Source organism: Streptomyces sp. NPDC045022 (assembly GCF_056432605.1).
On the sequence record NZ_JBWKIR010000023.1, the window covers coordinates 86,751 to 112,799 of the forward strand.

Here is a 26,049-nt window from a genome sequence, read left to right on the forward strand (position 1 = left end):
GACCCTTCCGTCTGTCGATACGACCCGCCCGGTCATCGGTACGACGATCGCACCGGAGCTGTGGAAAACCGGTGCCCCGCAGACCGGACCTCGTGCGATGCTCGGGCCCGTGGAGACCAGGTCCGTCAGCCCCGTGTTCGTCGGTCGTACCGACGAGTTGACCACTCTGAACGACGCGCTCGCCCGTGCCGCCGCCGGGGGTGCCGCCCAGGCTTTCGGCACCGGGGGAGAGCCGCAGGCACTGCTGCTCGGCGGTGAGGCGGGCGTCGGCAAGACCCGCCTCGTCGAGGAGTTCACCATGGCCGCGGGCCGCCGGGAAGCGGTCGTCGCGCTCGGCGGCTGTGTGGAGATCGGCGCCGACGGGCTGCCGTTCGCCCCCTTCTCCACCGCACTGCGGGCCCTGCGCGAGGCCCTGCCGGAGGAGTTCGCCGCCGCGGCCGCCGGACAGGAGGAGGAACTGGCGCGGTTGCTGCCCGAACTGGGCGAGGCCCGTGCCGGACGCCATGACGAGCAGGGCATGGCCCGCCTGTTCGAACTGACCGTGCGGCTGCTGGAGCGGGTCGCCGCCGCGCACCCGGTCGTGCTCGTCCTGGAGGACCTGCACTGGGCCGACGCCTCCACCCGCCACCTGCTCGCCTACCTCTTCCGCACCCTGCGCACCGGCCGCCTCCTCGTCCTCGCCACCTACCGCTCCGACGACATCCACCGCCGCCACCCGCTGCGCCCCCTGCTCGCCGAACTCGAACGGCTGCGCACCGTCCGCCGTATCGAACTCGCCCGCTTCACCCGCGAGGAGGTCGGGCGCCAGATCGCCGGTATCCTCGCCGCCGAACCCGACCCCGCCCAGGTCGACGAGATCTTCGAACGCTCCGACGGCAACGCCTTCTTCGTCGAGGAACTCGCCGTCGCCGCCTGTCAGGGCAGCTGCACCGGCCTCACCGACTCCCTGCGTGATCTGCTCCTGGTCCGGGTGGAGGCGCTGCCCGAGAGCGCCCAACGGGTCGCCCGGGTCGTCGCCGAGGGCGGCTCCACCGTTGAGTACCGGCTGATCGCCGCCGTCGCCCAGCTCACCGAGGACGACCTCATCGAGGCCCTGCGGGCCGCCGTCGGCGCCAACATCCTCACCGTCACCCCGGCCGGCGACGGCTACCGCTTCCGGCACTCCCTGGTCCGCGAGGCCGTCGCCGACGACCTGCTGCCCGGCGAACGCTCCCGCCTCAACCGCCGCTACGCCCAGGCCCTGGAGGCCGACCCCACGCTCGTCCCGTCCGACGCGCGCGTGATGCGCCTGGCCAGCTACTGGTACCACGCCCACGACGCCGCCAAGGCCCTGCCCGCCGTCCTGGACGCCTCCGTCGTGGCCCGCCGCCGGCACGCCTACACCGAGCAGCTCCGGCTTCTGGAACGGGCGATGGAGCTGTGGGACAACGCGGCGGAGGAGGTGCGCTCCGCCCTGCGCCCGGTCGACTACACCGAGGGCTACCCGCCGTGCGGCTGCGACCCGGCCACCACCCCCCTGCGCTACCTCGACCTGATGGCCGAGGCGGCCGTCGCGGGGCGCTTCGGCGGCGAACGCGAACGCGCCCTGAAGATCACCAAGCGCGCGCTGCGCCTCCTGGAGGACGAGCCGGATCCGCTGCGCGCCGCCTGGTTCTGGGTGCAGCGCTCCCGTCTGGTCCAGGCCCAGGCCCGCGGCGACGGCTGGCAGGAACTCGCCACCGCCAAGGACCTGGTACGCGGCCTGCCGCCCTCCGAGGTGCACGCCGAGGTGCTGGCCCTGGCCGCCAACTGGTCCATGCTGCACCGGCCCGGTCCCGAGGCCATCGCCGCCGCCGAACAGGCCGTCGAGTACGCGCGCATGGTCGGCACCCGGGACATCGAACTCCATGCCCGCCTCACCCTGAGCGGCCTGAAGGTGGACTCCGGCGACCCGGATACCGGCCTCGCGGAGATGCGCCAGGTCCTGCGGGACACCCTGGCGGAGGGCGTGCACCATGTCGCGGGGCGCGCCTATGTGAACATGCCGTCCGTGATGCAGACCGTCGGCCGCGACCGGGAGGCGGCCCCCCTGCTGCGGGAAGGCATCGCCTTCACCCGCAAGTACGGACTGCTGGACGCCGAGGCCTGGGCCTGGGGCAACCTGTCCGACGCGCTCTACTCCCTCGGCCAGTGGCAGGAGGCCGCCGAGGCCGCCGCACACGCGACCCGGGTCGGCCACAGCGCCAAGCCCCGCGGCGCGGGCGCCCTGCGCCTGGCCCACCTCGCCCTGGCCCGCGGCGACCTCGCCGACGCCGGACGGCAACTCGCCGCCGCCCGCGCCCACTACGGCACCCACGACCCCATGCCCCAGCAGTCCCTGCCCCTGGCGCGCATCGCCCTCGGTGTCGCCGCCGCGGAGGGACGCGTCGCCGACGCCCGCGCCGAACTGCTCCAGGCCCTGGAGGTCGGCTTCCCGCCCGGCACCCACCGCTACGGCTGGCCACTGCTGCTGGCCGCCGCCACCGCCGAGGCCGACGCCCGCACCCTGCCCGCCGCCCAGCCCGGCCGCGCCGATTTCCTCGACCGCCTCGAGGGCGCCGTACGGAAACTCACCACCGGCGCCCCCCTCTGGCAGGCCTACGACCACTGGACGCGCGCCGAACTGCTGCGCGCCCAGGGCCAGGAGAGCGCCGACGCCTGGTCGCCCGTGGTCACCGCCTTCGAGTGCCTGGACCGCCCCTACGACCTCGCCCGGGTACGCCACCGCCTCGCCGGAGCACTGCTTACCGAAGGCGGCGACGACGAACGTGACCGCGCGGTGGAACTGCTCCGGCTGGCCGCCGCGGTCGCCGCCCACCTCGACGCCCGACCCCTCGCCGACGCCGTCACCCGGCTCGCCCAGCGTGCGCGCCTGTCCCTGGCCCGTGTCCCACGCCAGGCCCTCGCCCCCGCCGACCCGGCAGCGGCCCTCGGCCTCACCAGCAGGGAGCGGGACGTCCTGCGGCTGGTCGCGGCGGGCCGCACCAACCGCCAGATAGCCGAGGAGCTGTTCATCTCCCCGAAGACCGCGAGCGTCCACGTCTCCAACATCCTCGGCAAGCTCGGCGTGTCGGGCCGGGGCGAGGCGGCGGCGGTGGCCCACCGGCTCGAGCTCTTCACCACCGAGACGATCACTGCCGGAACGACGGGCTGAGACCTACGCTGGGAGAAAACCGGCAAAGGGGAGTAGCCGTGTTCAACGCCTTCGAGGAACTGTTCGCACCCGGCCGCAAACACACCCGGGACGAGCAGAACCGGCTCGAGCTGACCCGCGAGGACGTCGGGGACAGCGACCCCGGCCGCGGACCCATCGACCTGGCGTCCGGGAAGGCCGTCGTCCGGCTGCCCGAACCGCAGCCGGACGCGGCCGAGCCGGACGAGGACCCGAAGGAGGAGCCGGCAGAGCGGTGAGCGGGGGAGTGGGGGCGCGGGGTCGGGGCTACTTCACCTCCACCTCCAGCACCCGGTCGTCACCCTTCTTCGGCGTCCCCCGGCCGTCCGTGTTGCTCGTCACCAGCCAGATCTTGCCGCCGCCCGCCGGGATCACCGTACGAAGGCGGCCGTAGGTGCCCTTGAGGAACGCCTGCGGGGCGGCCGATGCCCGCGTGCCGCTCAGCGGGACGCGCCACAGGCGCTGCCCCTTCAGGCCCGCCATCCAGATCACGCCGTCGACATAGGCGATGCCGCTGGGAGAGGCGTCGTCGGTGTGCCACTGGGCTATGGGGTTGTGGAACTGGGCCTCGGAGGACTTCCCCTCGGCCTCGGGCCAGCCGTAGTCGTCGCCGGGCTTGATCGCGTTCAGCTCGTCCCACGTGTCCTGCCCGAACTCCGAGGCGAACAGCCGCTGTTTGTCGTCCCAGGCCAGCCCCTGGACGTTCCGGTGGCCGTACGAGTACACCGGGGAGTCCGGGAAGGGGTTGCCCGGAGCCGGCTCGCCCTCCGGGGTCAGCCGCAGGATCTTGCCGCCCAGGGACTTCCTGTCCTGCGCCAGGCCCTTCTGGCCGCTCTCGCCGGTGCCCGCGTACAGCATTCCGTCGGGGCCGAACTCGATCCGGCCGCCGTTGTGGATGTAGCCCTTCGGGATGCCCTTGAACACCGTGTCGGGAGCGCCCAGTTGCTCACCGGCCGGCCTCTGCTCGTCGTAGAGCACGCGGACGATGCGGTTGTCCGAGGCCGAGGTGAAGTAGGCGTAGATCATGTGGTCCGAGGCGTAGTCCGGGGAGAGGGCGATGCCCAGCAGACCGCCCTCGCCGGCCGGGGAGACCCCGGAGACCGCGCCCAGCTCGGTCTTCTGGCCCGTCTCCTCGTCGATCCGGGTGATCGTCCCGTCGTCCCGGGAGGAGACCAGCAGGCCACCGCCGGGCAGCGCGGCCAGTCCCCACGGTGTCTTCAGGCCCTCGGCGACCGTGCGCAGCACCTTCACCGAGCCCTTGGCCGCAGGGGCCGACTCGGTGGCCCTGCCGGAGGGCGCGGTGCCGGTCGCCGTACCCCTCGGCGCCGTACTCCCGCCTCGGTCCGGGGGCCCTCCTCCGTCGGAGGAGCAGCCGGCCGACAGCAGGAGGGCGGCCGCGGCCAATACGGCCGACACAGCTCGATGTTGCACGATCATGTCCCTTCGAGGCGGTGATCCGATCTCAGGTTCTACCTCTCATACACCGCTCGCCCCGTCCGGGTTCCCGATCCACGGCAACCGATCGCGGGAAGACCTCAGTCCCACGATCCCAGAGCCGGTGGCAGCCCGGACACCTCCGCCAGATCCTCCTCGGTTAGCCGGAGCCCGGCCGCGGCCGCGTTCTGCGTGGCCCAGCGTTCCCGTTTGGTGCCCGGCACGGCGATCACGTGCCTGCCCTGGGCCAGCACCCAGGCCAGGGCCACCTGGGCCGGGGTGACGTCCTCACCGTGGCGCCGCGCGATCCTGCGCAGGCCCGCGACGATGGGCTGGTTGGCCGCCATCATCTCGGCCGTGAACCGGGGGTGGCGGGCCCGCACGTCGTCCGGTTCGAAGCCCTCGCCGGGCCTCAGCGTGCCGGTCAGGAAGCCGTTGCCCAGCGGCATCGCCGCGAGGAAGCCCACGCCCCGCGTCTCGCACCACGGCAGCAGCGCGGCCAGCGCCTCCGGCGACCACACCGACAGCTCCGCCTGCACCGCGCTCACCGGGAACACCTGCTGCACCCGCCGCAGTTGGCGCAGGGTCGTGTCGTGCAGCCCGGCACCCGAGCGGCGCCCGCCGCGCGCCCCCACCGCGCACAGGCCCAGCGCCCGTACCTTCCCGGCCCGCACCAGCTCGGCCATCGCACCCCACGTCTCCTCCACCGGCACCTCGGGGTCGGCGCGGTGCAGCTGGTAGAGGTCGATCACGTCCGTCTGCAGACGGCGCAGCGAGGCGTCGCAGGCTCGCTTCACATATCCCGGGCGGCCGTTGGCCACGATGTGCTGCTCGCCCACCAGCAGCCCCACCTTCGTGGACACGAAGGCGTCCCGGCGCCGCTCCTTGAGCACCCGGCCCAGCAGCAGCTCGTTGGTGAACGGGCCGTACATGTCCGCGGTGTCCAGCAGGGTCGAGCCCGCGTCCAGCGCCCGGTGCACGGTTCTCAGCGACTCGTCGCCACGTTGCCGTGACCCGCTGTACGCCCAGCTCATCGGCATGCACCCGAGTCCGACGGCCCCCACCGCGAGCGCCCCCGCGCCGATCGTCCTGCGCTCCACCTGCTCGTGAACCTCCCTCTGCCCGGCCCCCAACCTAACCTCTGCGCCCCAGGGCCCCTGACATAGCCTCCGTGCCATGAGTACAGACGTATGGCTTCCCATCCCGCCGGCGGAGATCGAGGGGCTCCCCGAGGGGCCCCGGTACCTGTTCTGGGACGGGGGTGAGGACGGTGACCAGGCATTTCCCGGCGACCCCGCGGACTGCGCCGTGTATGTGGTGCCGTACATGAAGCGAGGGCCGGTCAAGGTCCGCCCGCTGGAGCGGCTGACCGGGGTTCGGGTCATCCAGACACTCACCGCGGGCGTCGACGACATCACCGCGCGGCTGTCGTCGATCGTGCCGGGCGTGCAGCTGTGCAACGCACGCGGAGTGCACGAGACGAGCACCGCCGAACTCGCGCTCACCCTGACCCTCGCCGCCCTGCGCGGCATCCCCGGGTTCGTCCGGGCCCAGCAACAGGAGCGCTGGCGGAGCGAGTTCCACCCGTCCCTCGCCGACAAGAGCGTCCTCATCGTCGGCTACGGCTCCATCGGCGCCGCCATCGAGGACCGGCTCGCGCCCTTTGAGGTCGCGCGGGTGGCGCGCATCGCGCGCTCCAGGCGCACCACGGCGCGCGGTCTTGTGCACCCGATCACCGATGTGCTCTCAATGCTCCCTGACGCGGACGTCGTGATCCTCTGCACGCCGCTCACGGAGGCCACGCGGGGCCTGGTCGACGCCGGCTTCCTGGCGCGGATGAAGGACGGGGCGCTGCTCGTGAACGTCTCCCGAGGACCCGTCGTCGACACCGAGGCGCTGCTCGCCGAGCTGGAGAGAGGCCGGATCACCGCCGCCCTGGACGTGACGGATCCTGAGCCGCTGCCGCCGGGACATCCCTTGTGGCAGGCTCCCGGCGTGCTGATCAGCCCGCATGTGGGCGGCCCTTCCTCTGCCTTCCTGCCGCGCGCCAAGCGGCTGCTCGCCGACCAGCTGACCCGCTTCGTGAACCACGAGCCGCTGCGCAACGTGATCCTTACGACGGGAGCGAACGGGCGGTAATCCGCTTTTGGCACCCTCCGCAACCTTCCGGACGCGGCCCGTGCCCGCATCGCCGCTGATCGTCACGGAGCGTAGAGAAGCTATGTCCCTGAGTGACGATCCTGGTGTATCGTCCCGACAGGGGCTGCGCCGCTGACCGTTCGGCGCCGGGGATGGACATTTCAGATTTTGTGAGGGGGGCGACGGGCGATGCACGGCCTATGGACGAACGATCCGACGCGGCGGAGCCGCCGGCGGCGACCCTGGCGCACGGCCACGCGCAGACGCGGCAGCCACACCGGCCACCACAGTCACCACCAGCGCAGGAACAGCGGCCGCAGGAGGCAGGCCCACCCAGCGCACCGGGACCGTCGGGACCCGGGAGCGGCGCTCACCGGGAGGCCCCGGTGAGCGCGCCGCACTCTGTGACGAGCACCCTCGACGGAGCCGTGCGCGCGCCGCACCCGCACCACGTGCCACCGCCCCGCCGGCCGGCCGGCCGCGAGAGTGCGCGACTGACGGAGCAGCTCGTCCTCGCCCTGGTCTGCGCGGCCTACGCCGTCGGAGCCGCGTCCGGCTGGGGAGCCGAGGAAGTCGCACTGTTCATGGGCGACTTCGGGCTGAGCGCCGCGGCGGGCAGCGCCGCCGTCTCGTGCTTCCTGTACGCCCGCAGCGCGCGCGTGCGCTTCCGGTCCGCCTGGCTGCTGTTCGCCCTCTCCTCGGCGATGGCGGCGCTGGGCAACGCGGTCTGGGGCTGGTACGAGGTCGTCCTGGCCCAGCCCGTGCCCAGCCCCAGCTACGCCGACCTGTTCTTCCTGTGCTTCGCGCCGCCCGCCATCGTGGGCCTGCTGGTCCTCGCCAAGCGCCCGGTGACGAGGGCGGGCTGGATCTGCCTGACGCTGGACGCCTGGCTGATCGGCGGCTCGCTGCTCACCCTGTCATGGAGCCTCGCGCTCGCCCAGGCGGCCCGCTTCGACGGGCCGAGCGTGGCACACACCGCGCTGTCGCTGGCGTACCCGCTGCTCGACATCGCGCTCGTCAGCATGGTCCTCGCGCTGCACTTCCGCCGCGCCCCGGGCAACCGCACGGCGGTGAACACGGCGATCGGCGCGCTCGCACTGACCGTGATGTGCGACGCGCTGTTCACCTCCCCGCTGCTGCACAGCAGCTACCGCTCCGGGCAGCTGCTCGACGCGGGCTGGTTCGCCGGTTCGCTGCTGCTCGCCTACGCCCCCTGGGTCGCTCGCCGGCACCAGAGCGCGCAGGAGCAACGCGTGTCCGACGGGCACACGCGCGTGGTCCACGAGCACCTGCCCGGCCAGCGCGGCACCGGCCGCCCCCACCCGTCCGCACCCGCCCCGGCGGGCGACCACAGCCGGTACCCGGCCGGACGGCCGATCACCGGCTCCCTCGCCGCGCTCACCCCGTACCTCGCCGCCGCCGTGTGCACCCTGGGCATCCTGTACAACGTCCTCAACGGCCGCAGACCCGATCACGTGGTGCTGATCACCGCGGGCGCCGTCGTGCTCGCGCTCGTCATCCGCCAGGGCATCATGCTGCTGGACAACATCACCCTCACCCAGGAGCTGGCGCAGAAGGAGAACCACTTCCGCTCCCTGGTGCAGGGCTCCAGCGACGTGATCATGATCGCCGCGCCCAACGGCATCCTGCGGTACGTCTCGCCGGCCGCCGCCGGGGTCTACGGACGGCCCGCCGAGGAACTGGTGGGCACGGAGCTGGCCGCGCTCATCCACCCGGAGGACCTGGGCTGTGTGGTGCACGAGGTGCGCCGGTTCCTCGCCAGCCCGCTGGAGGAGTCCACCACGCGCATCGAGTGCCGGTTCCGCTCCGGCGAGGGCGGCTGGCTCAACGTCGAGTCCACCGTCAACCGCCACCACGGCGGCCTGATCTTCAACAGCCGGGACGTGACCGAGAGAGTGCGGCTGCAGGCGCAGTTGCAGCACAACGCCGAGCACGACCCGCTGACCGACCTGCCCAACCGCGCGCTGTTCACCAAGCGCGTCCAGCAGGCCCTGTCCGGCCGCCGTGCCACCGACCGGGGCGCCGCCCTGCGCGGCACCGCCGTGCTCTTCATCGACCTGGACGGTTTCAAGGCCGTCAACGACACGATCGGGCACCAGGCCGGGGACGAACTGCTGGTCCAGGCCGCCCGCAGACTCCAGGACGCGGTACGGCAGGGAGACACCGCGTCCCGGCTGGGCGGCGACGAGTTCGCGGCCCTGATCGTCGGGGACGGCAGCCGTGACCTCGCCGCCCGGGAGCGCAACATCGTGGAGCTCGCCGACCGCCTCAGGGCGACCCTCTCCCAGCCGTACGCCATCGACGGCAACGATGTCCGGGTCAACGCCTCCATCGGCGTCGCCTTCGCCGAACCGGGACTCGGCGCCGGAGAGTTGCTGCGCAACGCCGATCTCGCGATGTACCGCGCCAAGTCGGCCGGGAAGGGCCGGGTCGAGCTGTACAAGCCGCAGATGCAGCAGGACGTCGTACGCAAGGCGGAGCTGGCCACGCGACTGCGTGCCGCGCTGCACGACGGCGAGTTCGCCCTGCTGCACCAGCCGGTGGTGTGCCTGGAGAACGGCCGGATCGCGGCCGTCTCCGCGCAGGCCCGCTGGCGCTCCTCCCAAGGCGTGCTGTTCACACCGGCCGAGTTCATGCGGGTCGCCGAGGACGGTGACAAGACCGCCGAACTGGACCGCTGGATCCTCCAGGAGGCCGTGGAGCAGGGCGCCGAACGGGCCGCCGCCGGGATAGTGGTCCCCGTGGCGGTACGGACGAGCGCCCGGCGGCTGCTGGACCGCTCGACGCCGCTGGGCTCCGTGGAGGCGCTGCTGACCCGGCACGGGCTGCCGCCCGGCGCGCTGGTCATCGAGTTGTCCGACACCGATCCGCGCCTCTCTCTGGACGAGCTGGAGCGGCGGCTGACCGCGCTCAGCAGGCTCGGGGTGCGGATCGCGCTGGACGGCTTCGGCAGCGGCTACGCGGCCATCACCGCCCTCAGGCGGCTGCCCGTGGACATCCTCAAGCTCGACCGCGGCCTGGTCGAGGGTGTCGTGGAGTCCGCGCGCCTGCGCAAGATCACCGGTGGGCTGCTGCGGATCGCCGGCGATCTCGGGCTGCAGTCCGTCGCCGAGGGCGTGGACCTGCCCGAGCAGGTGGTCGCACTGCGGGCGATGGGCTGCACGCACGGGCAGGGCATGGCGTTCGCCGGGCCGCTGGACGAGTACCGGCTGCGCCGGGCGCTCGGATCCGGCCACTATCCGGTGCCCCACGCATCGGCCGAACCGGCCTTCGCGGGCGGCGCGAGAGAGCCGCAGGGAACACCGACCGTGGCGCCCCGGAGGTGAACGAGCCATGGCAGGGGCGTGGGGATGTACTGAGGAGGTGTCCCCGCTGTCTTCGGAGGCGGCAGCGCCCTTCGTTCACATAATGAGACTCCCGTCCCACCTACTTGACACGTGGTGCGTGCCGGGGGGAGGGTCAGTTCCATGCGCACCCGAATTCTCGTACTTGGACAGCGCGTCGGCTGACCTGGGACCCACCGGAGGACGTCCGGAAACGCCCAGCGACCTCACCGGCGCGCTCCCCTCGCTTGCCTTTCGGCACGAGGGGTTTTTTGTTGCACGAGCACCGTTCGTGCAGCGCTTGAACTCCGCCCGAACCTCGCAAAAACCCTCAGCATCGAGAAGAGAATGCCGATGACCGAGCAGGCCACCGGGGCCCACCATCCGCAGCCGCGGCCCCGTTCCGGAGGACAGCACTCCGCCCCCGTCGAGCACGTCACGGGTGCGCAGTCCCTCATCCGTTCCCTCGAGGAGGTCGGCGCGGACACGGTATTCGGCATTCCCGGCGGCGCGATCCTCCCGGCGTACGACCCGCTGATGGACTCCACCCGGGTGCGGCACGTCCTGGTCCGTCACGAGCAGGGCGCCGGCCACGCGGCCACGGGTTACGCGCAGGCAACCGGCAAGGTGGGCGTCTGCATGGCCACGTCCGGTCCGGGCGCGACCAACCTGGTGACGCCGATCGCCGACGCGCACATGGACTCGGTGCCGATGGTCGCGATCACCGGCCAGGTCGCCTCGAAGGCGATCGGCACGGACGCCTTCCAGGAGGCGGACATCGTCGGCATCACCATGCCGATCACCAAGCACAACTTCCTGGTCACCAAGGCCGCGGACATCCCGCGGATCATCGCGCAGGCGTTCCACATCGCCTCCACCGGCCGCCCCGGCCCGGTCCTGGTCGACATCGCCAAGGACGCCCTGCAGGCGAAGACCACCTTCTCCTGGCCGCCCACCATGGACCTGCCCGGCTACCGCCCGGTGACCAAGCCGCACGCCAAGCAGATCCGCGAGGCGGCCAAGCTGATCACCTCCGCCCGGCGGCCCGTCCTCTACGTCGGCGGCGGCGTCCTCAAGGCGCAGGCCACCGCCGAGCTGAAGGTCCTCGCCGAACTCACCGGTGCGCCCGTCACCACCACCCTGATGGCGCTCGGCGCGTTTCCCGACAGCCACCCGCTGCACGTGGGAATGCCGGGCATGCACGGTGCGGTCACCGCCGTCACCGCGCTGCAGAAGGCCGACCTGATCGTCGCCCTCGGAGCCCGCTTCGACGACCGCGTCACCGGCAAGCTGGACAGCTTCGCCCCGTACGCCAAGATCGTCCACGCCGACATCGACCCCGCCGAGATCGGCAAGAACCGCACCGCGGACGTGCCGATCGTCGGTGACGCCCGGGAGGTCATCGCCGACCTGGTCCAGGCCGTGCAGAAGGAGCACAGCGAGGGCCACCAGGGCGACTACACCGCATGGTGGAGCGACCTCAACCGCTGGCGCGAGACCTACCCGCTCGGCTACGACCAGCCGGAGGACGGCTCGCTCTCCCCGCAGCAGGTCATCGAGCGCATCGGGCAGCTCGCCCCCGAGGGCACGGTCTTCGCGGCGGGCGTCGGCCAGCACCAGATGTGGTCCGCGCACTTCATCCAGTACGACAAGCCCGCCACCTGGCTGAACTCCGGCGGCGCCGGAACCATGGGGTACGCGGTCCCGGCCGCGATGGGCGCCAAGGCCGGGCGGCCGGACCGTACGGTCTGGGCGATCGACGGCGACGGCTGCTTCCAGATGACCAATCAGGAACTGACCACCTGCGCGCTGAACAACATCCCGATCAAGGTCGCCATCATCAACAACGGCGCCCTCGGCATGGTCCGCCAGTGGCAGACCCTCTTCTACAACCAGCGCTACTCCAACACCGTGCTGCACAGCGGCCCGGAGGACATCAACCCGGAGGCCAAGGGCACGCGCGTGCCGGACTTCGTGAAGCTGTCCGAGGCGATGGGCTGCGTGGGCCTGCGGTGCGAGCGCCCGGAGGACCTGGACAAGGTCATCGCCGAGGCGAACTCCATCAACGACCGCCCGGTCGTCATCGACTTCATCGTCCACGAGGACGCGATGGTGTGGCCGATGGTCGCCGCCGGCACCTCCAACGACGAGATCATGGCCGCTCGGGACGTCCGCCCCGACTTCGGCGACAACGAAGACGACTGAGCGAGGAAGAGCAACCAGACATGTCCAAGCACACGCTCTCCGTCCTGGTGGAGAACACGCCGGGCATCCTCGCCCGGATCGCCGCCCTGTTCTCCCGCCGTGGCTTCAACATCGACTCGCTCGCGGTCGGTGTCACCGAGCACCCCGACATCTCCCGCATCACCATCGTCGTGGGCGTCGAGGACCTGCCGCTCGAGCAGGTGACCAAGCAGCTCAACAAGCTCGTCAACGTACTGAAGATCGTCGAGCTGGAGCCGGGCCAGGCCGTTCAGCGCGAACTCGTCCTGGTGAAGGTCCGCGCCGACAACGAGACCCGCTCCCAGATCGTGGAGATCGTCCAGCTGTTCCGCGCCAAGACCGTCGACGTCTCCCCGGAGGCCGTCACCATCGAGGCCACCGGCTCCGGCGAGAAGCTGTCCGCCATGCTCAAGATGCTCGAGCCGTACGGCATCAAGGAGCTGGTGCAGTCCGGCACGATCGCGATCGGCCGCGGCGCCCGCTCGATCACGGACCGGTCGCTGCGCGCTCTCGACCGATCTGCGTAAGGCTGGGAACGGGCGGTGGGCGCAGCGCCGGCCGCCCGTATGCCGAGACCCCCGAACTTCCCCTCCCCCCACCCGCATACGGTGGGACGCACAACCTGCACACCAAGGAGAGAACCCAAAGTGGCCGAGCTGTTCTACGACGCTGACGCCGACCTGTCCATCATCCAGGGCCGCAAGGTCGCGGTCATCGGCTACGGCAGCCAGGGCCACGCCCACGCGCTGTCGCTGCGTGACTCCGGTGTCGACGTCCGCGTCGGTCTGCACGAGGGCTCCAAGTCCAAGGCCAAGGCCGAGGAGCAGGGCCTGCGCGTGGTGACCCCGGCCGAGGCCGCCGCCGAGGCCGACGTCATCATGATCCTCATCCCGGACCCGATCCAGGCCCAGGTCTACGAGGAGTCCATCGCCCCGAACCTGCAGGACGGCGACGCGCTCTTCTTCGCCCACGGCTTCAACATCCGCTTCGGCTTCATCAAGCCCCCGGCCGGCGTCGACGTCGCCCTGGTCGCCCCGAAGGGCCCGGGCCACCTGGTGCGCCGTCAGTACGAGGAGGGCCGCGGCGTCCCCGCGATCGCCGCCGTCGAGCAGGACGCCACGGGCAACGCCTTCCCGCTGGCCCTGTCGTACGCCAAGGCCATCGGCGGCACCCGCGCCGGTGTCATCAAGACGACCTTCACCGAGGAGACCGAGACCGACCTGTTCGGCGAGCAGGCCGTGCTGTGCGGCGGCACCTCCGCCCTGGTCAAGGCCGGCTTCGAGACCCTGGTCGAGGCGGGCTACCAGCCCGAGATCGCCTACTTCGAGTGCCTGCACGAGCTGAAGCTGATCGTCGACCTCATGTACGAGGGCGGCCTGGAGAAGATGCGCTGGTCCGTCTCCGAGACCGCCGAGTGGGGCGACTACGTCACCGGCCCGCGCATCATCACGGACGCCACCAAGGCCGAGATGAAGCAGGTCCTCGCCGAGATCCAGGACGGCACCTTCGCCCAGACCTGGATGGACGAGTACCACGGCGGTCTGAAGAAGTACAACGAGTACAAGCAGCAGGACTCCGAGCACCTGCTGGAGACCACCGGCAAGCAGCTGCGCCAGCTGATGAGCTGGGTGAACGAGGAGGCGTAAGCCTCATGACGGGGGCCGGGGCGGACTGCCCCGGCCCCTGTTGTCCACCCCGTCCAGCCACGGACGGGTGATCCTTCCGCAGAGGCGCAATACGACCCCCGTCGCGCCACTAGACTGCTGCACAACACGCGTCAGGCCCACAGCGTCGTGCGTCTTCCGCGGCTAGCCCCTCCACCGCCTGCGGCCGTCGGGACGGCCGTCCGCATTGGACTTGTGAGGACTCACGTGAGCTCGAAACCCGTCGTACTCATCGCTGAAGAGCTGTCGCCCGCCACCGTCGACGCGCTTGGGCCGGACTTCGAGATCCGGCACTGCAACGGAGCCGACCGAGCCGAACTGCTCCCCGCCATCGCCGACGTCGACGCGATCCTGATCCGTTCCGCGACCAAGGTCGACGCCGAGGCGATCGCCGCCGCGAAGAAGCTGAAGGTCGTCGCGCGCGCCGGCGTCGGCCTGGACAACGTCGACGTCTCCGCCGCCACCAAGGCCGGCGTGATGGTCGTCAACGCCCCGACCTCCAACATCGTGACCGCCGCCGAGCTGGCATGCGGTCTCCTCCTCGCCACCGCGCGCCACATCCCGCAGGCCAACACCGCGCTGAAGAACGGCGAGTGGAAGCGCAGCAAGTACACGGGCGTGGAGCTGGCCGAGAAGACCCTCGGTGTCGTGGGCCTCGGCCGCATCGGTGCCCTGGTCGCCCAGCGCATGTCCGCCTTCGGCATGAAGGTCGTCGCCTACGACCCCTATGTGCAGCCCGCGCGGGCCGCGCAGATGGGCGTCAAGGTGCTGTCGCTGGACGAGCTGCTCGAGGTCTCCGACTTCATCACCGTCCACCTGCCCAAGACTCCCGAGACCCTCGGCCTGATCGGCGACGAGGCGCTGCGCAAGGTCAAGCCCAGCGTGCGCGTCGTCAACGCCGCGCGTGGCGGCATCGTCGACGAGGCGGCGCTGTACGCGGCGCTGAAGGAGGGCCGGGTCGCCGGCGCCGGCCTCGACGTGTACGCCAAGGAGCCGTGCACCGACTCCCCGCTCTTCGAGCTGGACCAGGTCGTGTGCACCCCGCACCTCGGCGCGTCCACCGACGAGGCCCAGGAGAAAGCGGGCATCGCGGTCGCCCGGTCCGTCCGCCTCGCCCTCGCCGGTGAGCTGGTGCCGGACGCGGTGAACGTCCAGGGCGGTGTCATCGCCGAGGACGTCAAACCCGGTCTGCCGCTCGCCGAGCGCCTCGGTCGCATCTTCACCGCGCTCGCCGGTGAGGTCGCGGTCCGCCTCGATGTCGAGGTCTACGGCGAGATCACCCAGCACGACGTGAAGGTGCTGGAGCTGTCCGCGCTCAAGGGCGTCTTCGAGGACGTCGTCGACGAGACGGTGTCCTACGTCAACGCCCCGCTGTTCGCGCAGGAGCGTGGTGTCGAGGTCCGCCTGACCACCAGCTCGGAGTCGGCCGACCACCGCAACGTGGTGACCGTGCGCGGCACGCTGGGCACCGGCGAGGAGGTGTCGGTCTCCGGCACGCTGGCCGGCCCCAAGCACGTCCAGAAGATCGTCGCGGTCGGTGACTACGACGTCGACCTCGCGCTCGCCGACCACATGGTCGTCCTGCGCTACGAGGACCGTCCGGGTGTCGTGGGCACCGTCGGCCGCATCCTCGGCGAGGCGGGCATCAACATCGCCGGCATGCAGGTCGCCCGTGCGGCGGCGGGCGGCGAGGCGCTGGCCGTGCTGACCGTGGACGACACCGTGGCCGCCGGCGTGCTGGCCGAGCTCGCCGCGGAGATCGGGGCCACGTCGGCCCGGTCGGTGAACCTGGTCTGACCCACCCGTGCCGAAACGCCGGACGGGCTGAGGGAAACCTCGGCCCGTCCGGCGTTCTGCCGTTCCCTACTTGTCGCCGGCCCCGATCTTCCGCAGCGTCACCGCCGCTCCCACCGCCGCCAGGGCGAGCAGCACCGCCCCGGCGATCGCCGCCCCGTGCATCCCGGTGGTGAACGCCTCCCGGGCCGTGGCGAGCAGGGTCTCACCGGTGCTGCCCGGCAGGTGGGCCGCCGTGGTGAGGGCGCCGCCCAGGGTCTCGCGGGCCTCGGCCGGGGCCGTGGCCGGCATCTCGTGGCGGTAGAGGGCGGTACCGATGGAGCCCAGGACCGCCATACCGAGCGCGCCGCCGAACTCGGTGCCGGTCTCCATGAGCGAGGACGCCGTGCCCGCACGCTCCACCGGGGCGCCGCTCATGGCCAGGTCGGTCAGCTGGGACATCACCGCGACCACCCCGCAGGCGAGGACGCCGGCCGCGGCCAGCACCAGCCACAGGGAGCCGGTGCCGGGGAAGGCGAGCAGTGCGTAACCGGCCGCGGCGACCGCGAAGCCGCCGGCGACGACGTAGGCGCGGTTGACGCCCCGCTGGACCAGCTGGGTGGTGAGCGGTGCGGCGACACCGATGAACACCGACGGGAGCAGGCTCCACAGCGCGGCCGACAGCGGGCTCCTGCCGAGGACCGACTGCAGGTACTGCGTGGTGAAGATGGCCGAGCCCATCATCCCGAACGTGCAGACGAGGGTCAGGACGAGCGACGGGGTGAAGCCGTGGCCCCGGAAGAGGGCCGGCGGGATCAGCGGGGAGCCGGCGGTGCGCTGGCGGCGGACGAACAGGGCCGCGAAGAGCAGGCCGACGGTGATCGAGACGACGTACTGGGGGTGCCAGCCCTCGGAGGGCAACTCCTTCAGGCCGTAGATCACGGGGAGCACGGCGGCCATGGACAGCGGGACGCTCACCCAGTCGAACCGGCCGGGCTCGGGGTTCTTCGACTCCGGCAGCAGTACCGGGCCGAGGACCAGCAGCAGCGCCATCGCGGGCAGGTTGACCAGGAAGACCGAGCCCCACCAGAAGTGCTCGACGAGGATGCCGCTCATCACCGAGCCCAGCGCGATACCGCCGGTCATCACGCCCGACCACATACCGATCGCCTTCGCCCGCTGGGCGGGGTCGGTGAACATCGTGCGCAACAGGGCCATCGTGGAGGGCATCAGGGTCGCGCCGCCGATGCCGAGGACCGCCCGGGCCGCGATCAGGGTCCCGGCGCTGTCCGCGTAGGCCGCGAGGAGCGAGGCGGAGCCGAAGGCCGCGGCGCCCATGAGGAGGAGCTTGCGGCGGCCGATGCGGTCGCCGAGGGAGCCCATCGTCATCAGCAGGCCGGCCAGGACGAATCCGTAGATGTCGAAGATCCACAGCTGCTGGGTGCCGCTCGGCCGCAGGTCGGCGCTGATCGCGGGGGTCGCGAAGTAGAGGACCGAGACGTCCATCGAGACCAGCATCAGCGGCAGCATCAGCACTGCGAGAGCGGTCCACTCACGGCGTCCGGCGCGGGTGGGGGAGGTCGGCGGTGCGGTCGGGGTGGTGCTCGTCGCGTTCGTCATGCCAGGAAACGTACAGCCGTCTTAAACGCTTGTCTAGAACGCTTGTATAGGTCACTCGTCTAGGACGGCTGTATGGATCCCGGGTAGGCTGGCCGGCATGGGACACCGTGAGGATCTGCTCGAAGGCGCCAAGCGCTGCCTGCTGGAGAAGGGGTTCGCGCGCACGACGGCGCGCGACATCGTGAAGGAGTCGGGCACCAACCTGGCGTCCATCGGCTACCACTACGGCTCGAAGGACGCGCTCCTGGCGCAGGCCTACGTGTCGCTGGTGGAAGGCATGTCCGATGCCTTCACCGGCGAGGCCAACTCGGGGATCAGTGCCGCGCCGGGCTCCCTGGAGCGCTTCCGGGAAGTGTGGTCCAACGTCATCGCCACCATGCGGGAACCCGGCTCGCTCTGGCGGCTCAGCGCCGAGATCGCGGTCCTGGGCGACCAGTTGCCCGACGTGCGCGACCACCTCGCGCAGGCCCAGCGGGAAGGTTCGCGCGGATTCGTCGCCCTCATGACGGGGGTGCCGGAGGAGGAGGTCACGGAGGACGCCGTGGACACGCTCGGCAGCTTCTACACCATCCTGATGACGGGCCTCATCTTCCAGTGGTCCTTCGCCCCGAAGACCGCCCCGGACGCCGAGCAGCTGACCGAGGGACTGCGCCGGGCCGTCGAGGCCGCCGGCTCGGCCGGCCGCTGACGTACCGCCCGAGCGCCCGGGGGCAGGTCACAGCCGGGCCCGCTTCAACGTCATGTGCAGCAGCAGCCGGTCCTCGCCGTCGTCCAGGTCCAGGCCGGTCAGTTGCTCCACCCGGGAGAGCCGGTAGTACAGCGTCTGCCGGTGGATGCCGAGTTCGGCGGCCGTGCGCCCGGCCTGCCCGGCGCAGTCGAGGTAGACCTCCGCGGTGTGGGCCAGCTCGCGGTGGACGGGGGAGAGCAGCGGGCCGGCCACCGGGTCGTGCGCGGACCCCGGGGGCAGCGCGGTCAGCAGCCGGTACGGCCCGATCCGCGCCCACTCCGCGACCGGCCCGAACCGCGGCTCGGCCAGCGCGGCGCGTGCGGCGGCGGTGGCCTCCTGCCAAACCGTCCCCAGGTCGGCGAGACCGATGCGGGGATCCCCGACCCCCGCGGCGCATCCGGCGCCCGCGGCGGCCCGGGCCGCTCCGGTGAGTCCCGCGGCGGCCGCCGCGGCGGCCTGGGCCCCGGCGCCGCGTGGCGTGCCGGCCGACGCGCCGCGCGCCCCCTCCGCCTCCTTCAGCAGCCGCGCGGCCGCAGCCAGCGCGGATGTCCTCACCTCGGTGCTCCGCAGTCGCACCAGCAGCGCGAGGCTCTGCCCCGACGCCCCCCACGGCAGCGTGCACAGCGCGGTGGCATGCGGGATCGTGCGGGCGGCGGGGGCGTCGTCCGGGTCGGCCGACGGCCAGGGTGCGACGCACACCAGGGTGAGGGGGCCGTCGGCACGCGACCCGAGGGCGGTGCGCAGTTCGGCCACCGCCATGTCCCGCTGCCAGCCGCGTTCCGCGGTGAGCACCGCCCGCAGCTCGCGGCTCAGCTCGGCCCCGGCCTCCGCCTCGTCCGCGAGCAGCGCGCCGATCCGGTCCGCCACCCGCATGGCGGCGGCCAGCTGTGGGTCCGTGGGCCCCGGGTCGCCGTCCAGCAGCCAGACGTAGCCGAGCACGACCCCCCGATGGCGTACCGGCAGACAGATACGGCCGCGATACACCCCGGCCTCCGGGCCGGCCGGAATCCGCACCGGCCCGGTCGCGCGCGTGATGCCGAAGCCCTCGAACCAGGCCCGGACGGTCGCCGTGGAGCGCCGCGTCAGGATCGAGCGGGTGCGCACCGGGTCCAGCGCGGAGGCGTCCAGCTCGTCCTCGCTGTCGTACGCGCCGAAGGCGATCAGCTCGAAGTCACGGTTCTCCAGGGTCGCCGGTACGCCCAGCAGCTCCGAGATCTCGTCCACCAGCTCCTGGTAGTCACCCTTGTAGGCCGCCGTCACCCGGGCATTCTCCCGCATTCCCCGCCGCTGTCATACATCTGTCTGAGATCCCGTACACGGATGCGTGACAGCTGTCGATGGCTGACGATCGGAGAGTTCCTTAGGTTTCACGGTGGTTCTCCGTGCCGTACCCGAATCGTCGGGTGTCGGCCGCTTCGGTGCTTGTCTGTGGAGGTGCCCCGTGCTGGGTCCCGTGATTCTCGCCGCGTCGCGCAGCGACCGGATGCGACGCCTGATCTCGGCGGCCCCGGTGACCAAGCAGGTCGTCGACCGCTTCATCCCCGGCGAGAGCGTCGACGACATCGTGCCGATCATCCAGGAACTGACGGCCAGGGGCCTGGAGCTGACGATGGACGTCGTCGGCGAGGACATCACCACCCCCGAGCAGGCCGCCCACGCCCGGGACGCCTACCTGGCGCTGATCGACCACCTCAAGCAGCTGGAGCTGGGCGAGAAGGTCGAGATGTCCGTCAAGCTGTCCATGTTCGGGCAGGCGCTGGACAACGGCCACGAGCTGGCGCTCGCGAACGTCCGCCCGGTCGTCGAGGCAGCCGCCGCCATCGGTACGACGGTCACCCTGGACGCCGAGGACCACACCACCCTGGACTCGATGTTCGCCATCCACGAGGAGCTGCGGAAGGACTTCCCGCAGACCGGCTGCGTCATCCAGGCCTACCTCTTCCGCACCGAGACCGACGCCCGCCGCCTGGCAGAGTCCGGCAGCCGCGTGCGTCTGGTGAAGGGCGCCTACAAGGAGCCCGCCGAGGTCGCCTACCAGCAGAAGCGCGAGATCGACAAGGCCTACGTCCGTGTCCTCAGGACGCTGATGGAGGGCGAGGGCTACCCGATGATCGGGTCCCACGACCCGCGCCTGATCGCCATCGCCCAGGAACTGGCCCACAAGGCCGGCCGTAAGCTCGACGAGTACGAGTTCCAGATGCTGTACGGCATTCGCAGCGAGGAGCACCTGCGGCTGGCCGCCGAGGGCCACCGTATGCGCGTCTACACCGCCTACGGAACCGACTGGTACGGCTACTTCATGCGCCGCCTGGCGGAGAAGCCGGCCAACCTGCGCTTCTTCGTCCGCAGCATGATCAGCAAGGGCTGAGCCCGAACACCCGCTCACGTACAAGGAGTTACGGATCTCATGGACGCTGTGACCCAGGTCCCCACCCCGGTCAACGAGCCGGTGCACGGTTACGCCCCCGGCTCGCCCGAGCGGGCCCGCCTCGAGGCCAAGCTCAAGGAGCTGGCCGAGAACCCGATCGACCTGCCGATGACCATCGGCGGCGAGAAGCGGATGGGCGGCGGCGAGCGGTTCGAGGTGGTTCAGCCGCACAACCACAAGGCCGTCATCGGCACCCTGCGCAACGCCACCCAGCAGGACGCGAAGGACGCGATCGACGCGGCCCTCGCCGCCGCGCCGGCCTGGCGCGCGATGGCGTTCGACGACCGCGCCGCGATCATCCTGCGCGCCGCCGAGCTGCTGGCCGGCCCGTGGCGCGAGACGATCGCCGCCTCCACCATGCTCGGCCAGTCGAAGACCGCCCAGCAGGCGGAGATCGACACCCCCTGTGAACTGGTCGACTTCTGGCGCTTCAACGTCCACTACGCCCGCCAGATCCTCGCCGAGCAGCCCCCGGCGAACTCCCCGGGCGTCTGGAACCGCCTCGACCACCGCCCGCTGGAGGGCTTCGTCTACGCGATCACGCCGTTCAACTTCAGCGCGATCGCGGGCAACCTGCCGACGGCCCCCGCCCTGATGGGCAACGTCGTGGTCTGGAAGCCGTCCCCGACCCAGACCCACGCGGCCGTCCTCCTCATGCGGCTGCTGGAGGAGGCGGGCCTGCCCAAGGGCGTCATCAACCTCGTCACCGGCGACGGCATCGAGGTCTCCAAGGTCGCGCTGGTCCACCGCGACCTCGCGGGCATCCACTTCACCGGTTCGACCAAGACCTTCCAGTACCTGTGGAAGACGGTCGGCAACAACATCGAGAAGTACCGCTCCTACCCGCGTCTGGTCGGCGAGACCGGCGGCAAGGACTTCCTGGTCGCCCACCCGAGCGCCGACCGCGCGATCCTCAAGACCGCCCTCACCCGGGGTGCCTTCGAGTACCAGGGCCAGAAGTGCAGCGCCACCTCCCGCGCCTACATCCCGGCCTCCATCTGGAACTCGGGCTTCAAGGAGGAGTTCGCGGCCGAGGTCGACTACCTGACCATGGGTGACGTCACCGACCTGTCGAACTTCGTCGGCGCCGTGATCGACGAGCGTTCCTTCGCCAAGAACAAGGCCGCCATCGACCGCGCCAAGCAGGACCCGACCTGCACGATCGTCGCGGGCGGCAGCTACGACGACTCGGTCGGCTACTTCGTCCGCCCGACCGTCATCGAGTCCTCCGACCCGGAGAACGAGATCTTCCGCACCGAGTACTTCGGTCCGGTCCTCGGTGTGTACGTCTATGAGGACGACAAGTACGACGAGATGCTGACCCAGATGGAGTCGGTGTCGGACTACGCCCTCACGGGTTCGGTCATCGCCAATGACCGCGCCGCGGCCGCGTACACGATGGAGAGGCTCCGCTTCGCCGCGGGCAACTTCTACATCAACGACAAGTCGACCGGCGCCGTCGTCGGCCAGCAGCCCTTCGGCGGCGGCCGCGCGTCCGGCACCAACGACAAGGCCGGTGCCCCCCAGAACCTCCAGCGCTGGACGCTGACCCGCGCCATCAAGGAGACCCTGGTCCCGCCGACCGACTACGCGTACCCGCACATGGGCTGATCGGCCCCACCGACCCCGGGCCGGGAAGCCTGACATCCGAGCAGGCTTCCCGGCCCGTCGCCATGCGCGGACTCGTATCGTCGGCGGCCCATGTGCGAGCTGCTCGGAAACCCGGCGTGCTGGACTACCCCCATGCCTACGCACCGGGTTCATCACCGCACCCCCATGGCCATCGACTTCCGTCTCGCCCACACCGCCGACCTGGAACCCGCCGAACTCCACCTAGTCCGCGCCTTGTTGGACGATGCTTTCGACGGGGACTTCTCCGACGAGGACTGGGAGCACGGACTCGGCGGAATGCATGTGCTCCTGCGTGACGGTGCCGGACTCGCCGCCCACGGGTCCGTCGTGCAGCGCCGCGTCCGGCACCGCGGGCGCTGGCTGCGCGCCGGGTACGCGGAAGCCGTCGCCGTGCGGGCCGACGTGCGGCGGACCGGGCTCGGCGGGCAGGTCATGGCCGAGCTGGAGCGGGTGATCGACCGGGCCTACGACCTCGGCGCGCTGTCCGCGAGCGACCAGGGCGCCGCGCTGTACACCGCCCGGGGCTGGCAGCAGTGGAGCGGCCAGGTGCACGCCCTCTCCCCGCACGGCGTCGTGCGGCTGCCGGAGGAGGAGGGGGGCGTGTACGTGCGGCCCGCGCTCGCCGGGCCCCTCGACCCCGCCCATGAGCTGGTCCTGGACTGGCGGGACGGAGACATCACCTGACGGGCGTGCCCCGGTGCGTCCGATGGTCCGATTCACCCCTTCTGCTCCGCCGGCCGGGTTCCCCCGAACGCATGAACGCGCAGCTCAGGGCGGGGGTGGGGCAGGCCACCGTCTCAGATAGTAGGAAGTCCGAGTAATTGTGCAGACAGATACGGCCGGCTCGCTTAGTTTTGTAGGAGCCGAACGTCTCGCTCGATCCAGCGAATGGCGGTCGTGAGCCGGGCCCCGTGCAGGCAACCCCTGCGGCCGACGCTCCCCGCCCCTTCCGGCGTCTCGAAACCCCTCCATCCCGCGCTCCGCGTTTGCCGAAGGAGTCGATTTCCATGGCCGAGACGACCGTCCGCCGCCGGGTCCGCCACGTGTCCCGCACGAGCGAGTCCGACCGCAAGAACGCCGCCGCCGCCCTCCAGCGCGCCCTCGACCGCCGGGACAACGGCGGCGAGACCGGCCACTGAGCCGCGCTGCCGGGGCGCCACTGATCCGGGAGCCGCACCCGAACGGGGCGCGGCGCGACCTCACCCGTCGCGCCGCGCCCCGGAGCGGTCGATCCGCCGTCCGTCAGGGGGCCGGATACCGCCCGGGCGACACCTGTCCGCATGGCGGACAGCGCATGTCATCAGCTGGGACGAGGAGTAGGGTGCCCGCATGTCTCGCAGCCTCAATCTCGCAGTGATCCCCGGTGACGGCATCGGCCAGGAGGTCGTGGCCGAGGGTCTCAAGGTCCTCTCCGCCGTCCTGCCGCAGGATGTGAAGCTGGAGACCAAGGACTACGACTTCGGCGCCAAGCGCTACCACGCCACCGGTGAGACCCTCACCGACGCCGACCTCGACGCCCTCAAGCAGCACGACGCCATCCTGCTCGGTGCGATCGGCGACCCGTCGGTGCCGTCCGGCGTCCTGGAGCGCGGCTTCCTGCTCAAGCTCCGCTTCGCCTTCGACCACCACGTCAACCTGCGCCCGTCGAAGCTGCTCCCGGGTGTCGCCACGCCGCTGGCGGGCCAGCCGGAGATCGACTTCGTCGTCGTCCGCGAGGGCACCGAGGGCCCGTACACCGGCAACGGCGGCACCATCCGCAAGGGCACCGAGCACGAGGTCGCCACCGAGGTCTCCGTCAACACGGCCTACGGTGTCGAGCGTGTGGTCCGCGACGCCTTCACCCGCGCCCAGGGCCGCCCGCGCAAGAAGCTCACGCTGGTCCACAAGAACAACGTGCTGACCTTCGCCGGGCACCTGTGGACGAACATCTTCAACAAGGTGGCCGCGGAGTACCCCGAGGTCACCACGGACTACATCCACGTCGACGCGGCCACCATCTACCTGGTCACCGACCCGGCCCGGTTCGACGTCATCGTCACCGACAACCTCTTCGGCGACATCATCACCGACCTCGCCGCGGCCGTCTCCGGCGGCATCGGCGTGGCCGCCTCCGGCAACATCAACCCCGGCGGCGAGTTCCCGTCCATGTTCGAGCCGGTCCACGGCTCGGCCCCGGACATCGCCGGCCAGGGCAAGGCCGACCCCACCGCCACGGTGCTGTCCGTCGCCCTGCTGCTGCGCCACCTCGGCTACGACGCCGAGGCCGAGCGCATCGACGCGGCGGTCGCCGCCGACCTCACCGAGCGTTCCGCGCTCGGCGCCCGCAGCACCGCGCAGATCGGCGACGCGCTCGCCGCCCGAGTAGCCGGCTGACCCGGCGCTCCATCACCAGAAGCCGCCGGGTCACCACACCCGGCGGTTTCCTCATGTCCCCGCCGGGTGCCACCATCGACCCCGGACCGCTCTCACCCCGACTCCGTCCGCCACGAGCCCCGCGCCATAATCGAACGCGGAGCCGCGGTATGAGGGAAAGCTCGGACGTCCTAGCACTGACGACTGGCAGTATGGGCGTGAGCGCGGCCCGTCACTACAACCGGTGAAGGACAACCACTCATGACCACGCCCACGATCGAGCTCAAGCCGTCCGCCAACCCGCTCGCCGCCGCGGAGCGCGAGGCGATCCTGGCCAGCCCCGGATTCGGCCGCCACTTCACCGACCACATGGTGACGATCAAGTGGACCGAGGGCCGCGGCTGGCACGACGCGCAGCTCGTCCCGTACGGCCCGATCTCCCTCGACCCCTCCACTCACGTCCTGCACTACGGCCAGGAGATCTTCGAGGGGCTGAAGGCGTACCGGCAGCCCGACGGCTCGATCGCGGTGTTCCGCCCCGAGGCCAACGCCCGCCGCTTCCGCAACTCCGCCCGCCGCATGGCCATGGCGGAGCTGCCCGAGGAGCTGTTCATCGGCGCGCTGGACGCCCTGCTGACCCAGGACGCCGACTGGGTCCCGCCGCACGGCGGCGAGGAGTCCCTCTACCTGCGTCCGTTCATGTTCGCCACGGAGGCCGCGCTCGGCGTGCACCCGGCGAACGAGTACCTGTTCATGCTGATCGCCTCCCCGTCCGGCGCGTACTTCGCCGGGGGCGTCAAGCCGGTCACCATCTGGGTCTCCGAGGACCACGTCCGCGCCGTCCCGGGCGGCACCGGTGACGCCAAGACCGGCGGCAACTACGCCGCGTCCCTGCTGCCGCAGGCCGAGGCCGCCGCGCACGGCTGCGACCAGGTCGTCTACCTCGACGCGGTGACCCGCACCAAGGTCGAGGAGAGCGGCAGCATGAACGTCGCCTTCGTCTACGGCGACCGGATCGTCACCCCCGCCCTCACGGGCTCGATCCTGGAAGGCATCACCCGCGACTCCCTCCTCCAGGTCGCCCGGGACCTCGGCTACACCGCCGAGGAGGGCGTGATCACCCTGGAGCAGTGGCGCGAGGACGCCGCCTCCGGTGCCCTCACCGAGGTCTTCGCCTGCGGCACCGCCGCCGTGGTCACCCCGATCGGGCACGTCAGGACCAAGACGGACGGCTGGACCCACGGCGACGGCAACCCCGGCAAGGTCACCCTCCGCCTGCGCGAGGCCCTGCTCGGCCTCCAGCGCGGCATGACGGAGGACAAGCACAACTGGATGCACCGCATCGGCTGATCCCCGTCCGGGTCGATGACCGCCGCGACGCCCATGGGCAGTTCGCTCTGTCCGTCCGCGCCGGCGGTCAGCGGGTTCCCTCGGTCCGCCGCGACGGCGCTCCGCCGCACGGCGCCAAGCGGCGGTGCCCGACCGGCCTCAGGCGAGTCGGGCACCGCCGCTTGGCGCCGTCA

18 protein-coding genes and 1 pseudogene are annotated in these 26,049 nt (G+C 71.4%); 15 read left to right on the plus strand and 4 right to left on the minus strand.

The window, feature by feature from the left end:
- The first annotated feature begins 97 nt into the window (after nucleotides 1-97).
- Nucleotides 98-3,172, plus strand: coding sequence for a helix-turn-helix transcriptional regulator (locus AC07C1_RS31435; RefSeq protein ID WP_478944504.1), 3,075 nt, complete (start codon nucleotides 98-100; stop codon nucleotides 3,170-3,172).
- A 38-nt stretch (nucleotides 3,173-3,210) separates the two neighbouring features.
- Nucleotides 3,211-3,429, plus strand: coding sequence for a DUF6191 domain-containing protein (locus AC07C1_RS31440; RefSeq protein ID WP_478944505.1), 219 nt, complete (start codon nucleotides 3,211-3,213; stop codon nucleotides 3,427-3,429).
- 28 nt (nucleotides 3,430-3,457) lie between these two features.
- On the opposite strand, the gene AC07C1_RS31445 is transcribed toward AC07C1_RS31440, so the two are convergent.
- Both AC07C1_RS31445 and AC07C1_RS31450 read right to left on the minus strand, forming a co-directional pair.
- Nucleotides 3,458-4,627: a PQQ-dependent sugar dehydrogenase gene (locus AC07C1_RS31445; protein WP_478944507.1), complete on the minus strand. Its 1,170-nt coding sequence runs from the start codon at nucleotides 4,625-4,627 to the stop codon at nucleotides 3,458-3,460.
- 98 nt (nucleotides 4,628-4,725) lie between these two features.
- On the minus strand, nucleotides 4,726-5,724 hold the full coding sequence (locus AC07C1_RS31450) for an aldo/keto reductase (RefSeq protein ID WP_478944508.1): 999 nt from the start codon (nucleotides 5,722-5,724) through the stop codon (nucleotides 4,726-4,728).
- A gap of 76 nt (nucleotides 5,725-5,800) precedes the next feature.
- On the opposite strand from AC07C1_RS31450, the gene AC07C1_RS31455 reads away from it, so the two are divergent.
- From AC07C1_RS31455 to serA, 6 genes and pseudogenes are all read left to right on the plus strand, one after another.
- Nucleotides 5,801-6,763 (plus strand): 2-hydroxyacid dehydrogenase, encoded by a 963-nt coding sequence (locus AC07C1_RS31455; protein ID WP_478944510.1) that lies wholly within the window; start codon nucleotides 5,801-5,803, stop codon nucleotides 6,761-6,763.
- Nucleotides 6,764-7,149: 386 nt separating this feature from the next.
- A pseudogene (locus tag AC07C1_RS31460) lies at nucleotides 7,150-10,218 on the plus strand (putative bifunctional diguanylate cyclase/phosphodiesterase).
- Nucleotides 10,219-10,461: 243 nt separating this feature from the next.
- Nucleotides 10,462-12,312 (plus strand): acetolactate synthase large subunit, encoded by a 1,851-nt coding sequence (locus AC07C1_RS31465; protein WP_478944512.1) that lies wholly within the window; start codon nucleotides 10,462-10,464, stop codon nucleotides 12,310-12,312.
- Nucleotides 12,313-12,332: 20 nt separating this feature from the next.
- Complete coding sequence (ilvN, locus tag AC07C1_RS31470) at nucleotides 12,333-12,857, plus strand: acetolactate synthase small subunit (protein WP_201843191.1); 525 nt, start codon at nucleotides 12,333-12,335, stop codon at nucleotides 12,855-12,857.
- A 120-nt stretch (nucleotides 12,858-12,977) separates the two neighbouring features.
- A complete protein-coding gene (gene ilvC / locus AC07C1_RS31475) occupies nucleotides 12,978-13,976 on the plus strand; it encodes a ketol-acid reductoisomerase (protein ID WP_478944514.1) in 999 nt (332 codons plus the stop codon).
- Nucleotides 13,977-14,201: 225 nt separating this feature from the next.
- Nucleotides 14,202-15,791, plus strand: a complete 1,590-nt coding sequence (gene serA, locus AC07C1_RS31480) for a phosphoglycerate dehydrogenase (protein WP_478944516.1) — start codon at nucleotides 14,202-14,204, stop codon at nucleotides 15,789-15,791.
- A 66-nt stretch (nucleotides 15,792-15,857) separates the two neighbouring features.
- On the opposite strand, the gene AC07C1_RS31485 is transcribed toward serA, so the two are convergent.
- Nucleotides 15,858-17,387: an MFS transporter gene (locus tag AC07C1_RS31485; RefSeq protein ID WP_478944518.1), complete on the minus strand. Its 1,530-nt coding sequence runs from the start codon at nucleotides 17,385-17,387 to the stop codon at nucleotides 15,858-15,860.
- Between the two features lie 97 nt (nucleotides 17,388-17,484).
- Here AC07C1_RS31485 and AC07C1_RS31490 point away from each other — a divergent pair, with 97 nt between their 5' ends.
- The gene (locus AC07C1_RS31490) at nucleotides 17,485-18,075 is read left to right on the plus strand and encodes a TetR/AcrR family transcriptional regulator (RefSeq protein ID WP_478944520.1); all 591 of its coding nucleotides are present in this window, start codon (nucleotides 17,485-17,487) and stop codon (nucleotides 18,073-18,075) included.
- Between the two features lie 27 nt (nucleotides 18,076-18,102).
- On the opposite strand, the gene AC07C1_RS31495 is transcribed toward AC07C1_RS31490, so the two are convergent.
- Entirely contained in the window at nucleotides 18,103-19,392 is a 1,290-nt protein-coding gene (locus AC07C1_RS31495) for a PucR family transcriptional regulator (RefSeq protein ID WP_478944522.1), read from the minus strand.
- A gap of 163 nt (nucleotides 19,393-19,555) precedes the next feature.
- Here AC07C1_RS31495 and AC07C1_RS31500 point away from each other — a divergent pair, with 163 nt between their 5' ends.
- From AC07C1_RS31500 to AC07C1_RS31525, 6 genes are all read left to right on the plus strand, one after another.
- Nucleotides 19,556-20,482 carry a proline dehydrogenase family protein gene (locus AC07C1_RS31500; protein ID WP_478944524.1) on the plus strand — a complete coding sequence of 309 codons (927 nt, stop codon included), beginning with the start codon at nucleotides 19,556-19,558 and terminating at the stop codon, nucleotides 20,480-20,482.
- A gap of 39 nt (nucleotides 20,483-20,521) precedes the next feature.
- On the plus strand, nucleotides 20,522-22,153 hold the full coding sequence (pruA, locus tag AC07C1_RS31505; RefSeq protein ID WP_478944526.1) for an L-glutamate gamma-semialdehyde dehydrogenase: 1,632 nt from the start codon (nucleotides 20,522-20,524) through the stop codon (nucleotides 22,151-22,153).
- 132 nt (nucleotides 22,154-22,285) lie between these two features.
- Entirely contained in the window at nucleotides 22,286-22,858 is a 573-nt protein-coding gene (locus tag AC07C1_RS31510) for a GNAT family N-acetyltransferase (RefSeq protein ID WP_478944528.1), read from the plus strand.
- Nucleotides 22,859-23,181: 323 nt separating this feature from the next.
- Nucleotides 23,182-23,313, plus strand: a complete 132-nt coding sequence (locus AC07C1_RS31515) for a hypothetical protein (protein WP_015493350.1) — start codon at nucleotides 23,182-23,184, stop codon at nucleotides 23,311-23,313.
- A 190-nt stretch (nucleotides 23,314-23,503) separates the two neighbouring features.
- Complete coding sequence (locus AC07C1_RS31520) at nucleotides 23,504-24,547, plus strand: 3-isopropylmalate dehydrogenase (protein ID WP_478944529.1); 1,044 nt, start codon at nucleotides 23,504-23,506, stop codon at nucleotides 24,545-24,547.
- A gap of 240 nt (nucleotides 24,548-24,787) precedes the next feature.
- Nucleotides 24,788-25,876 (plus strand): branched-chain amino acid aminotransferase, encoded by a 1,089-nt coding sequence (locus AC07C1_RS31525; RefSeq protein WP_478944531.1) that lies wholly within the window; start codon nucleotides 24,788-24,790, stop codon nucleotides 25,874-25,876.
- Nucleotides 25,877-26,049 lie beyond the last annotated feature (173 nt).

Coding starts and splice junctions, on each gene's coding strand:
- pruA (WP_478944526.1), top strand. CDS start 20,522: ATGGACGCTGTGACCCAGGTCCCCACCCCGGTCAACGAGCCGGTGCAC.
- AC07C1_RS31520 (WP_478944529.1), top strand. CDS start 23,504: ATGTCTCGCAGCCTCAATCTCGCAGTGATCCCCGGTGACGGCATCGGC.
- AC07C1_RS31455 (WP_478944510.1), top strand. CDS start 5,801: ATGAGTACAGACGTATGGCTTCCCATCCCGCCGGCGGAGATCGAGGGG.
- AC07C1_RS31435 (WP_478944504.1), top strand. CDS start 98: ATGCTCGGGCCCGTGGAGACCAGGTCCGTCAGCCCCGTGTTCGTCGGT.
- AC07C1_RS31445 (WP_478944507.1), bottom strand. CDS start 4,627: ATGATCGTGCAACATCGAGCTGTGTCGGCCGTATTGGCCGCGGCCGCC.
- AC07C1_RS31465 (WP_478944512.1), top strand. CDS start 10,462: ATGACCGAGCAGGCCACCGGGGCCCACCATCCGCAGCCGCGGCCCCGT.
- AC07C1_RS31495 (WP_478944522.1), bottom strand. CDS start 19,392: ATGCGGGAGAATGCCCGGGTGACGGCGGCCTACAAGGGTGACTACCAG.
- AC07C1_RS31515 (WP_015493350.1), top strand. CDS start 23,182: ATGGCCGAGACGACCGTCCGCCGCCGGGTCCGCCACGTGTCCCGCACG.
- AC07C1_RS31510 (WP_478944528.1), top strand. CDS start 22,286: ATGCCTACGCACCGGGTTCATCACCGCACCCCCATGGCCATCGACTTC.
- AC07C1_RS31485 (WP_478944518.1), bottom strand. CDS start 17,387: ATGACGAACGCGACGAGCACCACCCCGACCGCACCGCCGACCTCCCCC.
- AC07C1_RS31490 (WP_478944520.1), top strand. CDS start 17,485: ATGGGACACCGTGAGGATCTGCTCGAAGGCGCCAAGCGCTGCCTGCTG.
- AC07C1_RS31525 (WP_478944531.1), top strand. CDS start 24,788: ATGACCACGCCCACGATCGAGCTCAAGCCGTCCGCCAACCCGCTCGCC.
- ilvN (WP_201843191.1), top strand. CDS start 12,333: ATGTCCAAGCACACGCTCTCCGTCCTGGTGGAGAACACGCCGGGCATC.